Origin of the sequence: Burkholderia sp. IT-111MI5 (assembly GCF_949752865.1) — a bacterium.
Taxonomy (GTDB): domain Bacteria; phylum Pseudomonadota; class Gammaproteobacteria; order Burkholderiales; family Burkholderiaceae; genus Burkholderia; species Burkholderia pyrrocinia_C.
On sequence record NZ_CATKIF010000044.1, the window covers coordinates 518,588 to 535,964 of the forward strand.

The following is a 17,377-nucleotide window of genomic DNA, read 5'->3' on the forward strand; positions in this document are numbered from 1 at the left end:
CGACACCCGCGGCTTTTCAAATCGGTATTATGACGCACGGCATGGCGACCTTTCGGCGCCATTAACGCTTTTTTTCATTTGTGACATGACAGCCCCCACCGGCCTCATCGACGCGCAGCGCATTACGCGACGCGACGCCAGCAGCGGCAAGACGCTGCTCGCCCCGACCGATTTCAGTCTCGCCGCGGGATCGCGCATTGCTATCACGGGACCGTCCGGGTCGGGCAAGAGCGTGCTGCTGCGCGCGCTCGCGCTGCTCGATCCGCTCGACGGCGGCCACATCCTGTGGCGCGGCCGCCGGATCCGGCGCAGCGCGATCCCGCGCTACCGCCGCAGCGTCGCGTACGTGCGCCAGCGTCCCGCGCAGATGGACGGCACCGTCGAATCGCAACTGCGCTATCCGTATTCGCTCGCAATCTATCGCGACGTCGCGTTCGATCGCGCGCGCGCCGAAGCGCTCGCCGCACGTGCCGGCCGCGGCCCCGACTTTCTAGACAAGCGCGCGAGCGAACTGTCGGGCGGCGAAGCGCAGATCGCCGCGCTGCTGCGTGTGCTGCAGCTCGACCCCGACGTGCTGCTGCTCGACGAGCCGACCTCCGCGCTCGATCCCGAATCGGCGCGCGCGATCGAAGCGCTCGTCGGTGCGTGGTTCGACGCGGCGCCCGACGCTCGCGCGTACATGTGGATCTCGCACGATCCGGCCCAGGCCGCGCGGATCGGCACGACGCGACTCGTGATGCAGGCCGGCGTGCTGCACGCTGCAAACCAGATGGAGGCTGCGCGATGAGCCCGGCACTGCAGGACCTGAGCCTCGTCGACGTCGGCATCGCCGCCGCGCTCGTCGCAATCAACGGCGCGATCTCGGCGGCGCTGTCGCTCGGCCTCGGCCGCAAGCTCGCGCTCGCGGCCGTGCGCACCGTCGTGCAGTTGCTCGCGATCGGCTATGTGCTCGGCTGGGTGTTCGGCCATCCGCACTGGTATGTCGTGCTGCCGCTCACCGCGCTGATGACGTTGATCGCCGGGTTCGCCGGCGCGGGACGCGGCAAGCGCACGTACCGCGGCCAGCGCATCGACAGCATCGCGTCGATCTGGTTCAGCAGCTGGTTCGTCGCGGCGGTCGGCCTGTTCGTCGTGATCCGCATCCATCCGTGGTACGCGCCGCAATACGCGATTCCGATCCTCGGGATGATTCTCGGCAATACGCTGACGGGCGTGTCGCTCGGCGTCGAGCGGATGATGGAAGAGCTCACCGCACGCCGCGACCGCGTCGAGACCGCGCTCGCACTGGGGGCGACGCGCTGGGAAGCCGCGCAGGACGCCGCGCGCCAGGCCGTGCGCGCGGGCATGCTGCCGACGCTGAACCAGATGGCCGTCGTCGGCGTCGTGAGCCTGCCGGGGATGATGACGGGCCAGGTGCTGGCCGGCCAGTCGCCGCTGCAGGCCGTGCGCTACCAGATCGTGATCATGTTCCTGATCGCCGCGGCGTCCGCGCTCGGCACCGTCGGCGCGGTGCTGATGACCTACCGCCGGCTGTTCTCGGCCGATCACCGCTTTCTCGCAGCGCGGCTCGAGGAGCGCGCGCATTGACACGCGGTGGCGCCGCGCAATGCGTTCGCGCGGTGCGCGATCAGCGCGTCAGCGCGCGACGCGGCGCTTGCCGATCGCCTGCCGCAACGCGGCCGCGATGTCCGCGTCGGGCGCGAGCCCGTCGACCGACGCGACGAGCCGAACCGCACGCGGTGTCGTCACATAGGCCTGCGCACCGACATAACCGCCGCTGCCGGCCGAGCGCGTCGTCACGACGAGCGCCTGCGGCGCGCGTGCGCCGAGGTCGGCCGCGTACGCATCGGTAACCGTGCCATCGCGCGCATGCAGCGCACCCGTCACGTAGTCGTCCGTATCGAAGCCGGGTGCGGCATGCGCGGTCGAATACACGCGCACCGCGTAGCTGCCGGTCGAGCACGGTTCGAGTGCGCCGCTCGACACGACCGCCACCTGCTGCCGCGACGGCAGCTCGATCTTCTTCACGAAACTGCAATCGTCGGCCGCCTGCGCGTGCGCGGAGACGAACGCTGCGGCCGACAGCAGCATGCACATTCGGAATTTCATCGGGATATCGTTACAGGAAGGTGATGACATGGCGGAGCATAACGTGACATCCGCATGACGTCACGCAGGTTGGCACGTTGCGCCGACGCGCGGCGAACGGTTGCCATGCCGTCGCCGCGGCAACATAGCGCGAAGCAGGTCGCGGGAAAGCATCGTGACGGCGACACGAAACGCTCACGTGCCGCCCTGCTCGTCCCGCCAGTCGAATCCGTTGCGCGCGCACCGGACGAAACGCCGGCCCGCGCGCTGCTCACCGCTTGATCGACACCGTCACCTTCGTGCCGTCGCTCATCGTCACGGACTTCGAACCGCCGTTGGTCGGAATCGACACCCACTTCACCTGGCTCACCGACACGACGTCCGGGCACTGCAGCGACTTGCCGCCGGCCGTCACGGTGCGCGTGCCCTTCGGCGCGGACGCCTGGAAGCTCATCTGCACGTTCGCGATCCCCTTTGCGTCGATCGACGGCGCGAGCCGCACCTGGGTCTGGCGCACCATCGCGCCGTTCGCGTCGCGCGGCAGGTTGTCCGCGTTCGGGCAGCCGTCCGGCAACGCGACCGCGCCGCTCGGCGGCACCGACTTCCAGTTGAAGTCGTCCGTCTCGCCCGAGCGGATCTTGCGGGTCTCCTGTGTATTGCCGAAGGTCTTCGAGTCGACCTTGACGGTGTATTCGAGCTGTCCCGTACCGCCGCCCTTCAGGCTGCCCTTGACCGGCGGCGCCGCGAATACGCTCGCGCTGACGCACGCCGCCACGAACACGGCCGACCACGATGCGGCGACTGACAAGCTGCGTTGGCTCATGCTGACCTCCTTGTAATGCGGCGGCACGCGCGTGCCGCGCGGTTTTCGATGCATGATGCGTTGCCAGTCTACCGCCAAGCGGCATGCAATGCGCCGCAAACGCATCGGGTGTTACCCCGCTTGCGTTCGCGGCGTTGCAACCTTACGCGCGATGCCGGCTCTCGAGAAAACGCCGGGCCACCGCAGGTTTTCAGCCTCGCAGAAAGCCTCGTTGGGGGATGCCTCGTCGAAGAGCCTGGCACGAAGCGACGAGTTCGAGCGCGCTCAGAAGCCGCTCAGCACGAGCTTGCCGATCGTGCGCCCGGCTTCGAGCAACTGGTGCGCGCGCCGCACGTTCGCGGCATTGATCGCGCCGAGCTGTTCACCGAGCGTCGTGCGCAGCGTGCCGCCGTCGACGAGCCGCGCGACTTCGCCGAGGATCCGGTGCTGCTCGATCATGTCCGGTGTCTCGAACATCGCCCGCGTGAACATGAACTCCCAGTGAAACGCGGCGCTCTTCGCCTTCAGCAGTTCGACCGGCACCGGCTTCCCGTTCTCGACGATCGTGCAAATGCCGCCCTGCGGCCGGATTACTTCCGCCGCGGCGGGGAAATGGCGGTCCGTGTCGTTGAAGATCAGCACGTAGTCGACGTTCGGATGCCCTGCTTCGCGCAGCTGCGCAAGCAGGTCGCCGAAATGGTCGACCACCGCGTCCGCGCCGAGCGAGCGCACCCATTCGGCCGACGCCGGCCGCGACGCGGTCGCGATTACGTGCAGCTTGCCGAGTGCCTTCGCGAGCTGGATCGCGATCGAGCCCACGCCGCCCGCGCCGCCGATGATCAGCACCGACTTGCCGGCGTCCGCGCCCTGCGGCGACACGCGCAGCCGGTCGAACAGCGCTTCCCACGCGGTCAGCGCGGTGAGCGGCAACGCGGCCGCGGCGGCAAAGTCGAGCGTGCGAGGCTTCAGCGCGGCGATCCGTTCGTCGACCGCATGGAATTCGCTGTTCGCGCCGGGCCGCGTGATGCTGCCCGCGTAAAACACTTCGTCGCCGGGCCGGAACAGCGTGACGTCCGCGCCGACCGCGACGACCGTGCCTGCGGCATCCCAACCGAGCACGCGCGGCGTGTCCTCGACCTGCGGCTTCGGCGCACGCACCTTGGTGTCCACCGGGTTCACGGAAATCGACTCGACCTTCACGAGCAGGTCGCGCGGGCCCGGCACGGGCTGCGGCAGCTCCACGTCGAGCAAGGCCTGCGGGTCGTCGATCGGCAGATAGCGGGTCAGTCCAACGGCTTTCATCACGAAACTCCTTTCAGGGAAACGGGCGGGCCGCGGCGCAGCCCGATGAACATCATCGTAGGCAACCCAATCCTTCGATAAAACCGCTATATTTCCTGAAACATTTTCAGGAATTTCAGAATAATGGCGTCCGATCCGATTCCGGCACCCAACAAGCCGCTCGACCTGCTCGACGTCGCGCTGTTCGTGCGCGCGGCGCTGCTCGCGAACGTCACCGCGGCCGGGCGCGAATTCGGCGTGTCGGCCGCGGTCGCGAGCGCGCGCATCGCGCAGCTCGAGCGCCAGCTCGGCGCGCGGCTGCTGCACCGCACCACGCGCCGCATCAGCCTCACGCAGGACGGCGAGGTCTTCATGGCGCGCGCCGACGCGCTGCTGTCGGCCGCCGACGCCGCGCGCGCGTCGGTCGGCCGCGGCCGCAGCGAGCCGTACGGGCGGCTGAAGGTGTCGATGTCGTCGTCGTTCGGCCGCCAGCATGTCGCGCCGGTGATTCCCGCGTTCCTGCGCCGCTATCCGTCGGTATCGCTCGACCTGCGGCTGTCCGACGAGATCGTCGATCTCGTCGACGACGGCTACGACGTCGCGATCCGCCTCGGCGCGCTGAAGGATTCGACGCTCGTCGCGCGCAAGCTCGCGGTGAACCGCCGCGTGCTGTGCTGCTCGCCCGCGTATCTCGCCGAACGCGGCACGCCGCGCCATCCGGCCGACCTCGCGCAGCACGAGTGCGTGATCCTCGGCGACCAGCGCGACTGGTCGTTCGCGACGCCGCAAGGCCCGCTGACCGTGCGGGTCGGCGGCAGGCTCGTCGCGAGCAATGGCGAGGCGATCCGCGAAGCGCTGGTCGACGGCTTCGGGATCGCGATCAAGTCGACCTGGGACGTCGGCCCGCTGCTCGCGAGCGGCGCGCTCGTCACGGTGCTCGACGACTATCCGTTCGCGGACGATGTCGCGATCTGGGCCGTCTATCCGAGCCGCGCGCACGTGCCGCTGAAGACGCTCGCGTTCATCTCCTTTCTGGCCGAACATTTCGGCGATCCGCCGTACTGGGATCGCGTGGACAGTTGATCACCGGCATCGGCCGAAGAATCGCTGTACGCGTCTATCCCGACGGCTTCCGGTTCGGTATCTGGCAGCTATCCGATAGCTATCGGATACCAACCGGCTACAATGGCGCGTTCGCGACGCCATGGCCCGCAGCCGAACGGGGCCCGCGTCCGCAGGCGGCCGTCCGTTGGCCGCGCATGCATTTCATTCGCCTCGCAACCATCCCGCCATGACCCACAACCTCGTCATCCAGAGTCTTGCGCCGCTGTCGGACGCCCATCACAAACCGCTGCTCGCGCTGTCGCGCGGCACCCGCATCGTGCAGACCGATGATCACGCGCTGCGCATCGAAAACGCGAACCCGGCGCAGCGTCTCGACATCGACGCGTACTGCGGCACGCACGCGCTCGACTTCGCATTCGTCGAGGCCGGCCGCACGCTCGGCGATTTCGGGCTCGTCGTGATGGACATGGATTCGACGCTGATCACGATCGAGTGCATCGACGAGATCGCCGATTTCTGCGGGCTCAAGACGCAGGTCGCCGAGATCACCGAAGCGTCGATGCGCGGCGAGATCCGCGACTTCAACGAAAGCCTCACGCGCCGCGTCGCGCTGCTGGCCGGGCTCGATGCGCAGGCGCTCGAGCGCGTGTACGAGGAACGGCTGCAACTGTCGCCGGGCGCCGAGACGATGCTTGCCGGCGTGAAAGCCGCCGGCATGAAAACGCTGCTCGTGTCGGGCGGCTTCACGTTCTTCACCGAGCGGCTGAAGGCACGCCTCGGCCTCGACTACGCGCATGCGAACACGCTCGAGATCGTCGACGGCAAGCTGACCGGCAAGGTGCTCGGCGAGATCGTCAACGCCGACGTGAAGGCGCGCCTGCTGCGCGACACGTGCGCATCGCTCGGTCTCGAGCCGAACCGCGCGATCGCGATGGGCGACGGGTCGAACGACCTGAAGATGATGGCCGAAGCCGGGCTGTCGGTCGCGTTCCACGCGAAGCCCGTCGTGCGCGACGCGGCGACGGTCGCGTTCGATCACGTCGGCCTCGACGGGCTGCTGCGGCTGTTCTGATCCCGCACGACCTCGAACGAAAAACGCCGGCGCGATGTTCCATCGCGCCGGCGTTTCGTTTTTCCCGCGGGACGTTATCGGCCTGCGATCAGCCGAGTACGGCCTGCATTGCGCGCTCGATATCCGCGCGCAGGTCGGTTTCGTCCTCGAGACCGACGTAGAAACGCACCAGCGTGCCGCGATGCGGCCAGTCCGGACGCATCGACGCGACGTCATAAGGCATCGCGAGGCTGCACGCGCCGCCCCAGCTCCAGCCGATCGCGAACAGCTCGAGCGACTCGACGAAGCGGTCGATCTGCTCCGCGCTGTAGCGCGCGTCGAACACCACCGAGAACAGCCCGCCCGCGCCCGTGAAGTCGCGCATGAACGACGCATGCCCGGGGCAGTCGGCGATCTGCGGATGCAGCACCGAAGCGATCTCCGGCCGAGCCTTCAGCCATTGCGCGAGCGCGAGCGCGCTCCTGCTGTGCGCGTCGAAGCGCACCTGCATGCTCGGCAGGCTGCGCAGCACGAGCGAACAATCGTCGACCGACACACCGATCCCGCAGCGCATCCGCGCGAGCTTCAGCTTCGCGTGCAGTTCCGCGTCCGCGGTGATCGTCGCGCCCATCAGCACATCGCTGCCGCCCGACTGATACTTGGTCAGCGCCTGCACCGAGATGTCGACGCCGTGCTCGAACGGCTTGAATGCGAGCCCGGCCGAATAGGTGTTGTCGATCGCGGTGACGATGCCGCGCGCCTTCGCGGCCGCCGTGATCGCCTGTACGTCGGGCACTTCCATCGTCACCGAGCCGGGTGCCTCGATCCAGATCAGCCGCGTGTTCGGCTGGATCAGCTCGGCGATGCCGGCGCCGACGAGCGGATCGTAGAAGCGCACGGCGATGCCGAAATCCTTCGCGAGCCAGTTGCCGAAATCGGCGTTCGGCCCGTACACGTTGTGCGGAATCAGCACGTCGTCGCCGGCTTTCACGATCCCGAAGTAGACGTTCATGATCGCCGCGAGGCCCGACGGCTGCAGCAGCGCGTGCGTGCCGCCCTCGATCTCGGCGAGCCGCTGCGCGAGCGCGAGCGACGTCGGCGTCGCATGCAGCCCGTAGCGCCACTGGTTGTCGTTGTGCCAGACGAGCGCGCGCATCGTCGCGAGATCGGGGAACACGACCGTCGATGCGCGCGCGACCGGCGGCACGAACGAGCGGAAGCCTTCCGGAATGACGTCGTCGGGTTGAACGATGCGGGTTTGCAGCGCGCGCTTGGGAGTGGATGCAGTCATGACAGGAAGCCGGGCACAAGGCCGTTCGGTTGCGGAATATGTCGCTAGATTAGCCAAAATCGGCGCATTTGGCCCGGTACAATGCGCGCCGCGCACGCCGAGCCAGCGCGGGCTCAGTCGTCGGTGCGCAGATTGACGACGCCGCCCACTGTCTCGATTTCCTGCACGCGGCCGTCGCGCACCTGCAGCGCCGCGCGCTTGCCCGGCGCCAGGCGCAGCACGACGGGCTGCGGGTCCGACTCGTCCGAGTTCATCCGGTCGGCCTTCAGGTCGCCCGTCGTGTCGAAGCGGCCGATCCATACGCCGGAGATGTTCGTGCCGTCGTTCGATTCCTCGATCTCGAGCGTATCGCCATCGCGATCGCCCGCGAGCAGGACCACCTCGCCTGTATCGGCGAACTGGTATTCGCCGTGCACGCCTTCCTCGTCCGTCTTCGGGCCGAGATGCACGACGATCGGCCGGTCGCCGAGCGTGCCTTCGTAGCGCGGCAACCGCGCGAATTCGGGATTCGGCCGCAGCGGCCGCGCGGGTGCCGCTTCATCCTGTTGCGCGCCCGGCGCGACGGCCTGCGCCGCGACCGCGCCCGGCAGCGCGATGCCCGCCGCCAGCGCGCATGCGACGACAAGCGCCCGTTGCCATTCCGAATATCGACCCACCTTGCGTTGCTCCTTGCTTCAGATTCGCTCGAAAATCGCGGCGATGCCCTGCCCGCCGCCGATGCACATCGTCACGAGCGCGTATCGGCCGCCGATGCGCTGCAGCTCGTACAGCGCCTTGACGGTGATCAGCGCACCCGTCGCGCCGATCGGGTGGCCGAGCGAAATGCCGGACCCGTTCGGATTCACCTTTGCCGGGTCGAGACCCAGCTCCTTCGTCACCGCGCATGCCTGCGCGGCGAATGCCTCGTTCGCCTCGATCACGTCGAGATCGGCAACCGTCAGCCCCGCGCGCTCGAGCACCTTTTGCGTGGCCGGTACGGGACCGATCCCCATGTAGGCCGGATCGACACCCGCATGCGCATAGGCAACGAGGCGCGCGAGCGGCTTTGCGCCGCGCTTCTCGGCGACGCTGCGCTCCATCAGCAGCACCGCTGCCGCCGCATCGTTGATGCCCGACGCGTTGCCGGCCGTCACCGTGCCGTTCTCCTTCACGAACACGGGCCGCAGCTTCGAGAAGTCGTCCAGGCTCGCGTCGTGGCGCACGTGCTCGTCGCGATCGAACACGACCGGCGTGCCCTTCTTCGAGCCGATCAGCTCGACCGGCAGGATCTGCTCCTTGAAGTAGCCGGCCTTCGCCGCATGCGACGCGCGACGGTGCGATTCGAGCGCGAGCGCGTCCTGCGCGTCGCGCGAAATACCGTACTTCGCGGCGACGTTCTCGGCCGTCACGCCCATGTGGATCGTCTGGAACGGATCGTTCAGCGCGCCGACCATCATGTCGACCGCGCGCATGTCGCCCATGCGCTGCCCGAAGCGCGCGGCCGGAATCGAATACGGCGCGCGGCTCATGTTCTCCGCGCCGCCCGCGATCGCGATGTCAGCATCGCCGAGCAGCACGCCCTGCGCGGCCGACACGATCGCCTGCAGCCCGGAGCCGCACAGCCGGTTGACCGTGAGCGCCGGCGCATGCTGCGCGACGCCGCCGTTGATCGCGGCAACGCGCGCGAGATACATGTCCTTCGGTTCGGTGTGCACGACATTGCCGAACACCACGTGGCCGACCTCGTCGCCCGACACCTGCGCTCGCCGCAACACTTCGCGCACGACTTGCGCACCGAGCTCGGTCGGCGCGATGTTCTTCAGGCTGCCGCCGAATTCGCCGATCGCGGTACGCACGCCGCTCACCACCACCACTTCGCGTTGCATGTTGCCTCCTCATCCTTCTGTTCGAATGAATGGATCGTGCGGGGCCGTGGCCGGCGTGCGCATGCCGCGTCAGCCTTGCATCAGGCGCTCCACCGCATCGCGGTGCGGAATCGGCGCGACCGCGCCGTAGCCCGTCGTCGACAGCGCCGCCGCCGCGTTCGCATAGCGCGCCGCCGCGAACGGATCGTCGCCCGCGACGATCCGCGCGACGAAGGCGCCACCGAAGCAGTCGCCCGCGCCCGTCGCGTCGACGGCCTCGACCGCGAAGCCCGGCACGACGCGCCGCTCGTTCGGCGTCGCGACATATGCGCCGTCCTTGCCGAGCTTCAGCGCGACGACCTGCGGCCCGTGTTCGAGCATCGCGTCGACGATCGCGTCGCGATCGTTCGCGCCCGTCAGCGCCGTGACGTCGTCCCAGCTCGGCAGGCAGATGTCAGTCTGGCGCAGCGCCTCGCGCATCACCGCGCGGGCGCGCGGCAGCGGCCACAGCTTCAGGCGCAGGTTCGTGTCGAAGCTGGCCTTCACACCGTTGCGGCGCGCATGGTCGATCGCCGCGAACGCGGCATCGCACGCGGCCGTGCTGATCGCGAGGCTGATGCCCGACAGGTGCACGGCCTTCGCCGCCGCCAGCGCGTCGAGCGGCAGGTCGCCCGCCGTGTAGCGGCTCGCCGCGGAGCCCGCGCGCAGATAGTCGAACTGGTGGCCGTCGGCGCCGTGCGTGACGAAATACACGCCGGTCGGCGCCGTGCGATCGATCCGCACGTACGTCGTATCGACATGCTCGGCGCGCCACATGTCGGCCAGCAGGCGGCCGAACGGATCGTCGCCGATCGCCGACACGAAGCCCGTCGACGCGCCCTGGCGCGCCGCCGCGATGCAGAAGTTCGACGTGTCGCCGCCGAAGCCCTGCAGGAATTCCGGACGGCCCGGCTGCGACTGGTTGAATTCGATCATCGCCTCGCCGAGCGCGAGGATCTCCGGAAATGCGGCGCTCATCGCTTACACCTCGCCCCACAGATCGTGGCCGTCGGCGCCCGTGATCTTCACGGACACGAAATCGCCGACCTTGTAGCGCTTCGACGCCTTCGTCGCCGGCTCGACATACACGACGCCGTCGATCTCCGGCGCATCGGCTGCCGTGCGGCCGATCCCGCCTTCTTCGCCGACTTCGTCGATCAGCACCTTGAGGGTCTTGCCGACCTTGCGCTGGATGCGGTTCGCCGACACTTCCTCGGCGACTTCCATGAAGCGCGCGCGGCGTTCTTCACGGACCTCGTCCGGCAGCGCACCGTCGAGTTCGTTCGCGGTCGCGCCTTCGACCGGCGAGTACGCGAAGCAGCCGACGCGGTCGAGCTCCGCTTCGCGGATGAAGTCGAGCAGCGTTTCGAACTGCTCTTCCGTCTCGCCGGGGAAGCCCGCGATGAACGTGCTGCGGATCGTCAGGTCCGGGCAGATCTCGCGCCACTTCTGCACGCGCTCGAGCACCTTCTCGGCGTTCGCCGGACGCTTCATGCGCTTCAACACTTCGGGGTGCGCGTGCTGGAACGGCACGTCGAGATACGGCAGCACGTGGCCCTTGAACGGACCTTCGGCCATCAGCGGGATCACTTCGTCGACGCTCGGATACGGATACACGTAGTGCAGGCGCACCCATGCGCCGTATTGCGCGGCGAGCTCGCCGAGCGCGGCGACCAGGTCGGTCATGCGCGTCTTGATCGGCTTGCCGTTCCAGAAGCCCGTGCGGTACTTCACGTCGACGCCGTAAGCGCTCGTGTCCTGCGAGATCACGAGCAGTTCCTTCACGCCCGACTTGAACAGGTTCTCGGCCTCGAGCATCACTTCGGCGACCGGACGCGACACGAGATCGCCGCGCATCGACGGGATGATGCAGAACGTGCAGCGGTGATTGCAGCCTTCGGAGATCTTCAGGTATGCGTAGTGGCGCGGCGTGAGCTTGATGCCGGCCGCGGGCACGAGGTCGACGAACGGGTCGTGCGGCTTCGGCAGGTGCGAATGCACGGCCTGCATCACTTCGCCCACCGCATGCGGGCCGGTGACGGCGAGCACCTTCGGGTGCACTTCCTCGATCAGGTTCGAGCCGCTCGCGCTCGACTTCGCGCCGAGGCAGCCGGTGACGATCACCTTGCCGTTCTCGGTCAGCGCTTCGCCGATCGCGTCGAGGCTTTCCTGCACGGCTTCGTCGATGAAGCCGCAGGTGTTGACGACGACGAGGTCGGCGCCGTCGTAGGTGCCGGAGATTTCATAACCTTCGGCGCGCAACTGGGTGATGATTTGTTCGGAATCGACGAGCGCCTTCGGGCACCCGAGCGAAACGAAGCCTACTTTGGGGGACTGGGACATCTGGAATGTGCGGGCGTGGCGGCAAAAGCGTGAGTTTACAGCTATTTATGGGTCGGCGAGCCAAAATGAACGGCTGGCGGCAACATGGACGCCAGTTCGAATACGCCGCACGACGGGCGGCGGGTCATGAATCAGAGTTTGATGCAACCCTTTCACTTCGGGGCGAGCGACCGCCGCAGAGGTACGACGCCCCCCCTGGATCGCCCGAGACAGTTCCTGCCCCGGCTGCGACGACACCTGCCCCTCGCGCCCGTGCTTTCTTCCTTTTGCCACGAAAAATTCGAACCCGTCTCATTCCACGATGAACCCGATGCCACGTAGCATCGAGCGTCGTGCGCAGCGCCGCGAAAATACGCCTGGCCCCTCGCTGGCCGCACTGGCCAGCCCCTAACCCTTCACGTTCATCGTGTCCACGAGAAAAAGTCCCATGTCATTGCCGCGTTCAATACGGACAGGGCTCTCGCTGTGCCTGCTGATCGCAGGCACGGCGATGGCCCAATCCAGCCAGATACCGGGCTTTACCCATGTGCGCTCCCTGGCCGGTATCGACGAATACCGCCTCGACGCCAACGGCCTCACCGTGCTTGCCCTGCCCGACCCTGCCGCGCCGGTGGTCAGTTTCCAGGTGTTGTACCGGGTCGGCTCGCGTAACGAGGCCGCCGGCACCACCGGCAACACCCACCTGCTGGAACACCTGATGTTCAAGGGCAGCCGGCACTACTCGAAGGACCAGGGCAACTCGGTGAACGACTATCTGGAGCGGGCGGGCGCCAGCTTCAACGCCACCACGTCGATGGACCGCACCAACTATTTCGGCACGCTGGAACGCCACGCGCTGGAAGGTTATATCGCGATCGAGGCCGACCGCATGCGCAACCTGCTGCTGCGCCCGGAGGACCTGGCCAGCGAGATGACGGTGGTGCGCAACGAGTACGAGCGCGGCGAGAACCGTCCTTTCCATGCGTTGTTCCAGCAGGTGCTGGCCACCGCTTATCAGGCGCATCCCTACCACCATCCCACCATCGGCTGGCGCAGCGACATCGAGCATGCCAGCGTCGACAAGCTGCGCAGCTTCTACGACACCTTCTACTGGCCGGACAATGCGGTGGTCATCCTGGTCGGCGATTTCCAGCCGGCGCAGGCGCTGGGCTGGATCAGGCAGTACTACGGCGGCATTCCGCGCGCGCCCCATGCGATCCCGGCGATGATCACCGAGGAACCGCCGCAACAGGGGCCGCGGAGGCTGGTGCTCAAGCGGGCCGGCGAAACCGGCGGCCTGATCATGGCCTTCAAGGCACCCAACGCGCTGCATCCCGATGCGGCCGCGCTGAGCGTGCTCGGCCTGGTATTGAGCGAGGGCAAGGCCAGCCCGCTGTATCGCACGCTGGTGGACACCGAAATCGCCACGCATGCCGGCGCCGGCTTCCAGGCGCGACGCGATCCCGGCCCGTTCGTGATCACGATCAACCTGTCGCCCAACGCCCAGCATGATCAGGCCGAGAAAATCGCGTGGGCCGAACTGGAACGCATCAAGACCCAGGGCGTGACGCGCGAGGATATCCAGCGCGTGCTGGGCCCTTACCGGGCCGAGCAGATCTACCAGCGCGACGGCGTCAGCAAGACTTCCGCACTGCTCGGCGAAGCGGTCGCGCAAGGCGATTGGACCTTGTTCGTCACCGAGCTGGGACAACTCGAAAAAGTCACGCCGGCCGACGTGCAGCGTGTGGCCCGCCAATACCTCGTTGAAGACCAGAGCACCACCGGCTGGTTCGTTCCGGAGAAGTCGAGATGATGCGTGTTCGTTTCAATCGCTTGCTGTCATGGGTGGCAACGCTGGCCATGCTGTGGCTGCCTGTCGCGGCTCAGGCGGGCATCGCCGATCGCGTGGTGCGCGCCCAGGCCGGCAGCATCGACCTGTTGGTCTATCCGATGGCGCCGCGCGAAATGGTGTCCGTTGCCGCGGTGATGCCGCTGGGCGATGCGGACACGGCCAGCAAGGCGGCCAATCCCGCCGTGCCCTTGCTGACCGGCATGCTGCTGGAGGCGGGCACCACCCGTCGCGACAAGGTGGCGATCTCCACGCTGCTGGATAGCCTGGGCGCCCAGCTGTCGTTCCAGACCGCGGCGGGCTACGTCGGCATATACGGCAAGAGCCTGACCCGGGATTTGCCTACCCTGATCGACCTGATGGCCGAGCAGTTGCGCGCGCCTGCCTTCAAGGCCGACGAACTGGCCCGGGCCAAGACCCGGCTGGAGGCCGGCGTCCGCCAAAGCGGGGAAGTCCCGGGCATACGGGCACGCGATGCATTGTCGCTGGCCATCTACCCCGAGGCCCATGTCAACGCTCCGGTGCCGCGCGAGCGGATGCTCGAGGCCATTGCCGCCGCGACGCTGGACGACATCAAGGCGTTTCATCGCACGTACTACGGCCCGGCACACATGACCGTAGTCGTGGTCGGCGGTGCGGACCCTCGCGGCCTGCAGGCCAAGTTGATCGAGGCCTTCGCGGGCTGGAGCGGCGGCAAGGCGCTCGTACGGCAGGGGCCGGCACGCCTGGCCAGTCGGGCCGACACGCAGCGCATCGCGATGAAGGACAAGGCGTCCATCAGCGTGGCGATGGGGCAAGCCATCGACCTGCGCGCCAGCGACGCCGACTACCTGCCCCTGAGCGCGGGCATCGCCATCCTGGGCAGCGGCTTCACCGGCCGCCTGATGGCGACCGTGCGCGACCGGGAAGGCCTGACCTACGGCATCGGCGCCGGCCTGTCCGGCCTCTCGTTGATGGAAGGCGGCTTCGTCGTCAACACCAACTTCGCCCCGCCTCTGCTGGACAAGGGCATCGCCAGCACCCGTCGGGTACTGGACGCCTGGTGGAAACAGGGCATCACCCAGACGGAACTGGATGCACGCAAGGACGGCATGATCGGCCGCCAGCAGGTCGCGATGGAAACCACCGGGCAGATGGCCGCCATGCTCGCCCAGACGGTGCTTCAGGACCAACCGCTAAGCGACCTGGACACCTACCCCGAGCGCGTCCGCGCGCTGACCGTGGAACAGGTCAACACCGCCATCCGCAAATACCTGGACCCCGGCCAAATGACGTTGGTGCAAGCAGGGACGTTTGCGGAGAGGTAGCGGTAGCGGTCGCTCCGCTTCGTCCCGCCCTCCCGACCCGGCTTCGGCCGGGTCGTTGCTATCGCATGTGCGTAGACCAGCGGGCAAGCACGAGCGGCAATCGCGGTCGCGCAACAATCGCCGCGGAAGCGCACCGCCGCTATGCGAAAATCGAAGCCTTCGCTCTCTTCCATCCACCCAACGGGGCTCGCATGACCACCCACATCACGATCGAATTCACCCAGCACGCGGCAGAAGCCATCGGTGAGCAAACCAGCACGAGCTTTTCCTACGACCAGGGTGCCCACGTGCCGCAACCCGGCGACTTCGTCGAGATCGAGAATTCGCGGCAGACGTTTCTCGTGATCGGCCGCGTGTTTTCGCTGAAGGCCAACTACAGCGCGGTCAAGCTCGTTCTCGACCTTCCGCCGCCGGACGATCACCAGGATTTCAGTTCGGCGCTGTGAGCGAAGGCGGGCGAACACACCGAGCCGGGTGTCTGTCCGGCCGTCCTGACGGAGCCTTCCGCCTGCACTAAGCCAGCATTTCGGAAACGGCCTCACCCAACGCCAGACCCGGCATCCCGGGCACGGGCATGCGGTGCCGACGATCATGAACGACCGTCGGCGGCGCCTTCCGGCAGGCGGCAGCCGCGCATCGTCGTGCCCGAGCACACGATGGGCCGCAGCGCACCACGCTTCTCACGGCATCGGCCCTTCGACGGCTCGCGCCGCCGCGGCCGGCCTGCCGCAAAATCGCTACTTCTTCTCCGGCTCCGTGGAACCCGGCTGCTTGAACGGGAACGTGCTGAACATCGACTTCGCCTGGTTCTGCATCTGTTCCTGCATCTGCACGAACATGTTCTTCGACTGCTCGATGTAGCTCGTCATCATCCCTTGCATCATCGGCGCCTGCATGTTCATGAACTGCGACCAGACTTCCGGATTCATCGCATTGGTGTCGTACATGTTCTTCGACTGATCCGCGAGCTTGTTCTGGATGTCGATGAACGCCTGGATGTTCTTTTCCAGGTACGTGCCCATCATGCCCTGCATCGCGTGACCGTAGAAACGGATGATCTGCGACAGCATCGACGACGAGAACATCGGCACGCCGCCGCTTTCCTCTTCGAGGATGATCTGCAGGAGGATGCTGCGCGTCAGGTCTTCGTTGGATTTCGCATCGACGACCTTGAAGTCCTCCTGCTCCAGTACGAGCTGCTTCACGTCGGTGAGCGTAATGTACGTGCTTGTCTCGGTATCGTAGAGCCGGCGGTTCGGGTACTTCTTGATGAGCCGTTCGGCCGTCTTCTTTGTAGTAGTCATGTAACGCCTTTCAGTGCAGCGTAGCGCAAGTGACGAATCCCCGCCGCCCGAACCCGGGAGGCGGGGGCCTTCGGAACACACCCGGCTGCACGGCCACCCGGCCCGCGCAGCCCGGGCGTTCAACCCATGTGCAGGCCGCCGTTCAGCGAGAAGTCGGCGCCCGTCGCGAAGCCGGAATCGTTCGACGCGAGCCACGCGACGATCGAGCCGATTTCCTCCGGCCCGCCGAGACGCCGCACCGGGATCGTCGCGACGATCTTCTCCAGCACGTCGGGCCGGATCGCCTTCACCATGTCGGTGCCGATGTAGCCCGGCGACACGGTGTTGACTGTCACGCCCTTCGTCGCGACTTCCTGCGCGAGCGACATCGTGAAGCCGTGAATGCCGGCCTTCGCGGTCGAATAGTTGGTCTGGCCGAATTGCCCCTTCTGGCCGTTCACCGACGAAATGTTGATGATCCGGCCCCAGCCACGCTCGACCATCCCGTCGATCACCTGCTTCGTCACGTTGAACAGGCTCGTCAGGTTGGTGTCGATCACGGCGGTCCAGTCTTCGTGCGTCATCTTGCGGAACACGACGTCGCGCGTGATGCCCGCGTTGTTGACCAGCACGTCGATCTCGCCGACTTCGGCCTTGACCTTGTCGAACGCTTCCTTGGTCGAGTCCCAGTCGCCGACGTTGCCTTCCGACGCGATGAAATCGTACCCGAGCGCCTTCTGGTCCTCGAGCCATTTCACGCGGCGCGGCGAGTTCGGGCCGCAGCCCGCGACGACCTTGAAGCCGTCCTTAAACAGACGCTGGCAAATACTGGTGCCGATGCCGCCCATCCCGCCCGTTACGTACGCAATTCGCTGAGACATAAATCTCACTCCATTTTTTGGTTTCGAGAGCTGCCGAGGCCCCCTCTGACTTCACGTGGCGCCGGCCGAAGCCGCAATCGGCCGGCGCCCGGATTCGGTTCGCCGGTTACGGATGACCGGTTACGGACGCTCGACCGCGAGCGCGACACCCATCCCGCCGCCGATGCACAGCGACGCCAGCCCGCGCTTCGCATCGCGCTTGGCCATCTCGTGCAGCAGCGTCACCAGGATCCGGCAGCCCGACGCGCCGATCGGGTGGCCGATCGCGATCGCT

At 67.1% G+C, this 17,377-nt stretch carries 17 protein-coding genes and 1 pseudogene; 7 read left to right on the forward strand and 11 right to left on the reverse strand.

Annotated elements, in window-relative coordinates; all coding sequences use genetic code 11:
* Window positions 1-85 precede the first annotated feature (85 nt).
* Window positions 86-787 (forward strand): ATP-binding cassette domain-containing protein, encoded by a 702-nt coding sequence (locus ACM6JT_RS27025; protein ID WP_131947561.1) that lies wholly within the window; start codon window positions 86-88, stop codon window positions 785-787.
* Complete coding sequence (locus ACM6JT_RS27030) at window positions 784-1,587, forward strand: ABC transporter permease (protein WP_034181315.1); 804 nt, start codon at window positions 784-786, stop codon at window positions 1,585-1,587. Before ACM6JT_RS27025 ends, ACM6JT_RS27030 begins: the two co-directional genes overlap by 4 nt.
* Window positions 1,588-1,635: 48 nt before the next feature.
* Here ACM6JT_RS27030 and ACM6JT_RS27035 read toward each other — a convergent pair whose 3' ends face one another.
* The 3 genes from ACM6JT_RS27035 to ACM6JT_RS27045 form a co-directional block, all read right to left on the reverse strand.
* Entirely contained in the window at window positions 1,636-2,109 is a 474-nt protein-coding gene (locus tag ACM6JT_RS27035) for a PliI family lysozyme inhibitor of I-type lysozyme (RefSeq protein WP_034181314.1), read from the reverse strand.
* Window positions 2,110-2,359: 250 nt separating this feature from the next.
* Window positions 2,360-2,911, reverse strand: coding sequence for a DUF6013 family protein (locus ACM6JT_RS27040; protein WP_131947560.1), 552 nt, complete (start codon window positions 2,909-2,911; stop codon window positions 2,360-2,362).
* 264 nt (window positions 2,912-3,175) lie between these two features.
* The gene (locus ACM6JT_RS27045; RefSeq protein ID WP_131947559.1) at window positions 3,176-4,192 is read right to left on the reverse strand and encodes a zinc-binding alcohol dehydrogenase family protein; all 1,017 of its coding nucleotides are present in this window, start codon (window positions 4,190-4,192) and stop codon (window positions 3,176-3,178) included.
* A gap of 123 nt (window positions 4,193-4,315) precedes the next feature.
* Here ACM6JT_RS27045 and ACM6JT_RS27050 point away from each other — a divergent pair, with 123 nt between their 5' ends.
* A complete protein-coding gene (locus tag ACM6JT_RS27050) occupies window positions 4,316-5,254 on the forward strand; it encodes a LysR family transcriptional regulator (protein WP_414857646.1) in 939 nt (312 codons plus the stop codon).
* A gap of 208 nt (window positions 5,255-5,462) precedes the next feature.
* Entirely contained in the window at window positions 5,463-6,308 is an 846-nt protein-coding gene (gene serB, locus ACM6JT_RS27055) for a phosphoserine phosphatase SerB (protein ID WP_034181311.1), read from the forward strand.
* An 88-nt stretch (window positions 6,309-6,396) separates the two neighbouring features.
* On the opposite strand, the gene ACM6JT_RS27060 is transcribed toward serB, so the two are convergent.
* The 5 genes from ACM6JT_RS27060 to rimO form a co-directional block, all read right to left on the reverse strand.
* Complete coding sequence (locus tag ACM6JT_RS27060) at window positions 6,397-7,578, reverse strand: cystathionine beta-lyase (RefSeq protein ID WP_034181310.1); 1,182 nt, start codon at window positions 7,576-7,578, stop codon at window positions 6,397-6,399.
* A gap of 113 nt (window positions 7,579-7,691) precedes the next feature.
* Window positions 7,692-8,234 carry a hypothetical protein gene (locus ACM6JT_RS27065; RefSeq protein ID WP_034181309.1) on the reverse strand — a complete coding sequence of 181 codons (543 nt, stop codon included), beginning with the start codon at window positions 8,232-8,234 and terminating at the stop codon, window positions 7,692-7,694.
* 18 nt (window positions 8,235-8,252) lie between these two features.
* Window positions 8,253-9,443, reverse strand: a complete 1,191-nt coding sequence (gene bktB, locus ACM6JT_RS27070; RefSeq protein WP_414857647.1) for a beta-ketothiolase BktB — start codon at window positions 9,441-9,443, stop codon at window positions 8,253-8,255.
* A gap of 69 nt (window positions 9,444-9,512) precedes the next feature.
* Window positions 9,513-10,439, reverse strand: a complete 927-nt coding sequence (locus ACM6JT_RS27075; protein WP_175749494.1) for a sugar kinase — start codon at window positions 10,437-10,439, stop codon at window positions 9,513-9,515.
* Window positions 10,440-10,442: 3 nt separating this feature from the next.
* On the reverse strand, window positions 10,443-11,804 hold the full coding sequence (rimO, locus tag ACM6JT_RS27080) for a 30S ribosomal protein S12 methylthiotransferase RimO (RefSeq protein ID WP_105393576.1): 1,362 nt from the start codon (window positions 11,802-11,804) through the stop codon (window positions 10,443-10,445).
* Window positions 11,805-12,231: 427 nt separating this feature from the next.
* Between rimO and ACM6JT_RS27085 the strand changes: the two genes are divergently transcribed.
* The 3 genes from ACM6JT_RS27085 to ACM6JT_RS27095 all read left to right on the forward strand — a co-directional run bounded on the left by ACM6JT_RS27085 (window position 12,232) and on the right by ACM6JT_RS27095 (window position 15,385).
* Window positions 12,232-13,596, forward strand: a complete 1,365-nt coding sequence (locus tag ACM6JT_RS27085; protein ID WP_414857648.1) for a M16 family metallopeptidase — start codon at window positions 12,232-12,234, stop codon at window positions 13,594-13,596.
* On the forward strand, window positions 13,593-14,939 hold the full coding sequence (locus ACM6JT_RS27090) for a M16 family metallopeptidase (RefSeq protein WP_414857649.1): 1,347 nt from the start codon (window positions 13,593-13,595) through the stop codon (window positions 14,937-14,939). The genes ACM6JT_RS27085 and ACM6JT_RS27090 overlap by 4 nt, the downstream gene beginning before the upstream one ends.
* A 191-nt stretch (window positions 14,940-15,130) precedes the next feature.
* A complete protein-coding gene (locus tag ACM6JT_RS27095; protein ID WP_034181303.1) occupies window positions 15,131-15,385 on the forward strand; it encodes a hypothetical protein in 255 nt (84 codons plus the stop codon).
* 291 nt (window positions 15,386-15,676) lie between these two features.
* Here the strand turns inward: ACM6JT_RS27095 and phaR are convergent, their stop codons facing one another.
* The 3 genes and pseudogenes from phaR to ACM6JT_RS27110 form a co-directional block, all read right to left on the reverse strand.
* On the reverse strand, window positions 15,677-16,243 hold the full coding sequence (gene phaR, locus ACM6JT_RS27100; protein ID WP_034181302.1) for a polyhydroxyalkanoate synthesis repressor PhaR: 567 nt from the start codon (window positions 16,241-16,243) through the stop codon (window positions 15,677-15,679).
* Between the two features lie 119 nt (window positions 16,244-16,362).
* Entirely contained in the window at window positions 16,363-17,103 is a 741-nt protein-coding gene (locus tag ACM6JT_RS27105; protein ID WP_034181301.1) for a 3-ketoacyl-ACP reductase, read from the reverse strand.
* Between the two features lie 120 nt (window positions 17,104-17,223).
* Window positions 17,224-17,377 (reverse strand): annotated as a pseudogene (locus ACM6JT_RS27110) (acetyl-CoA C-acetyltransferase); the annotation flags it as partial.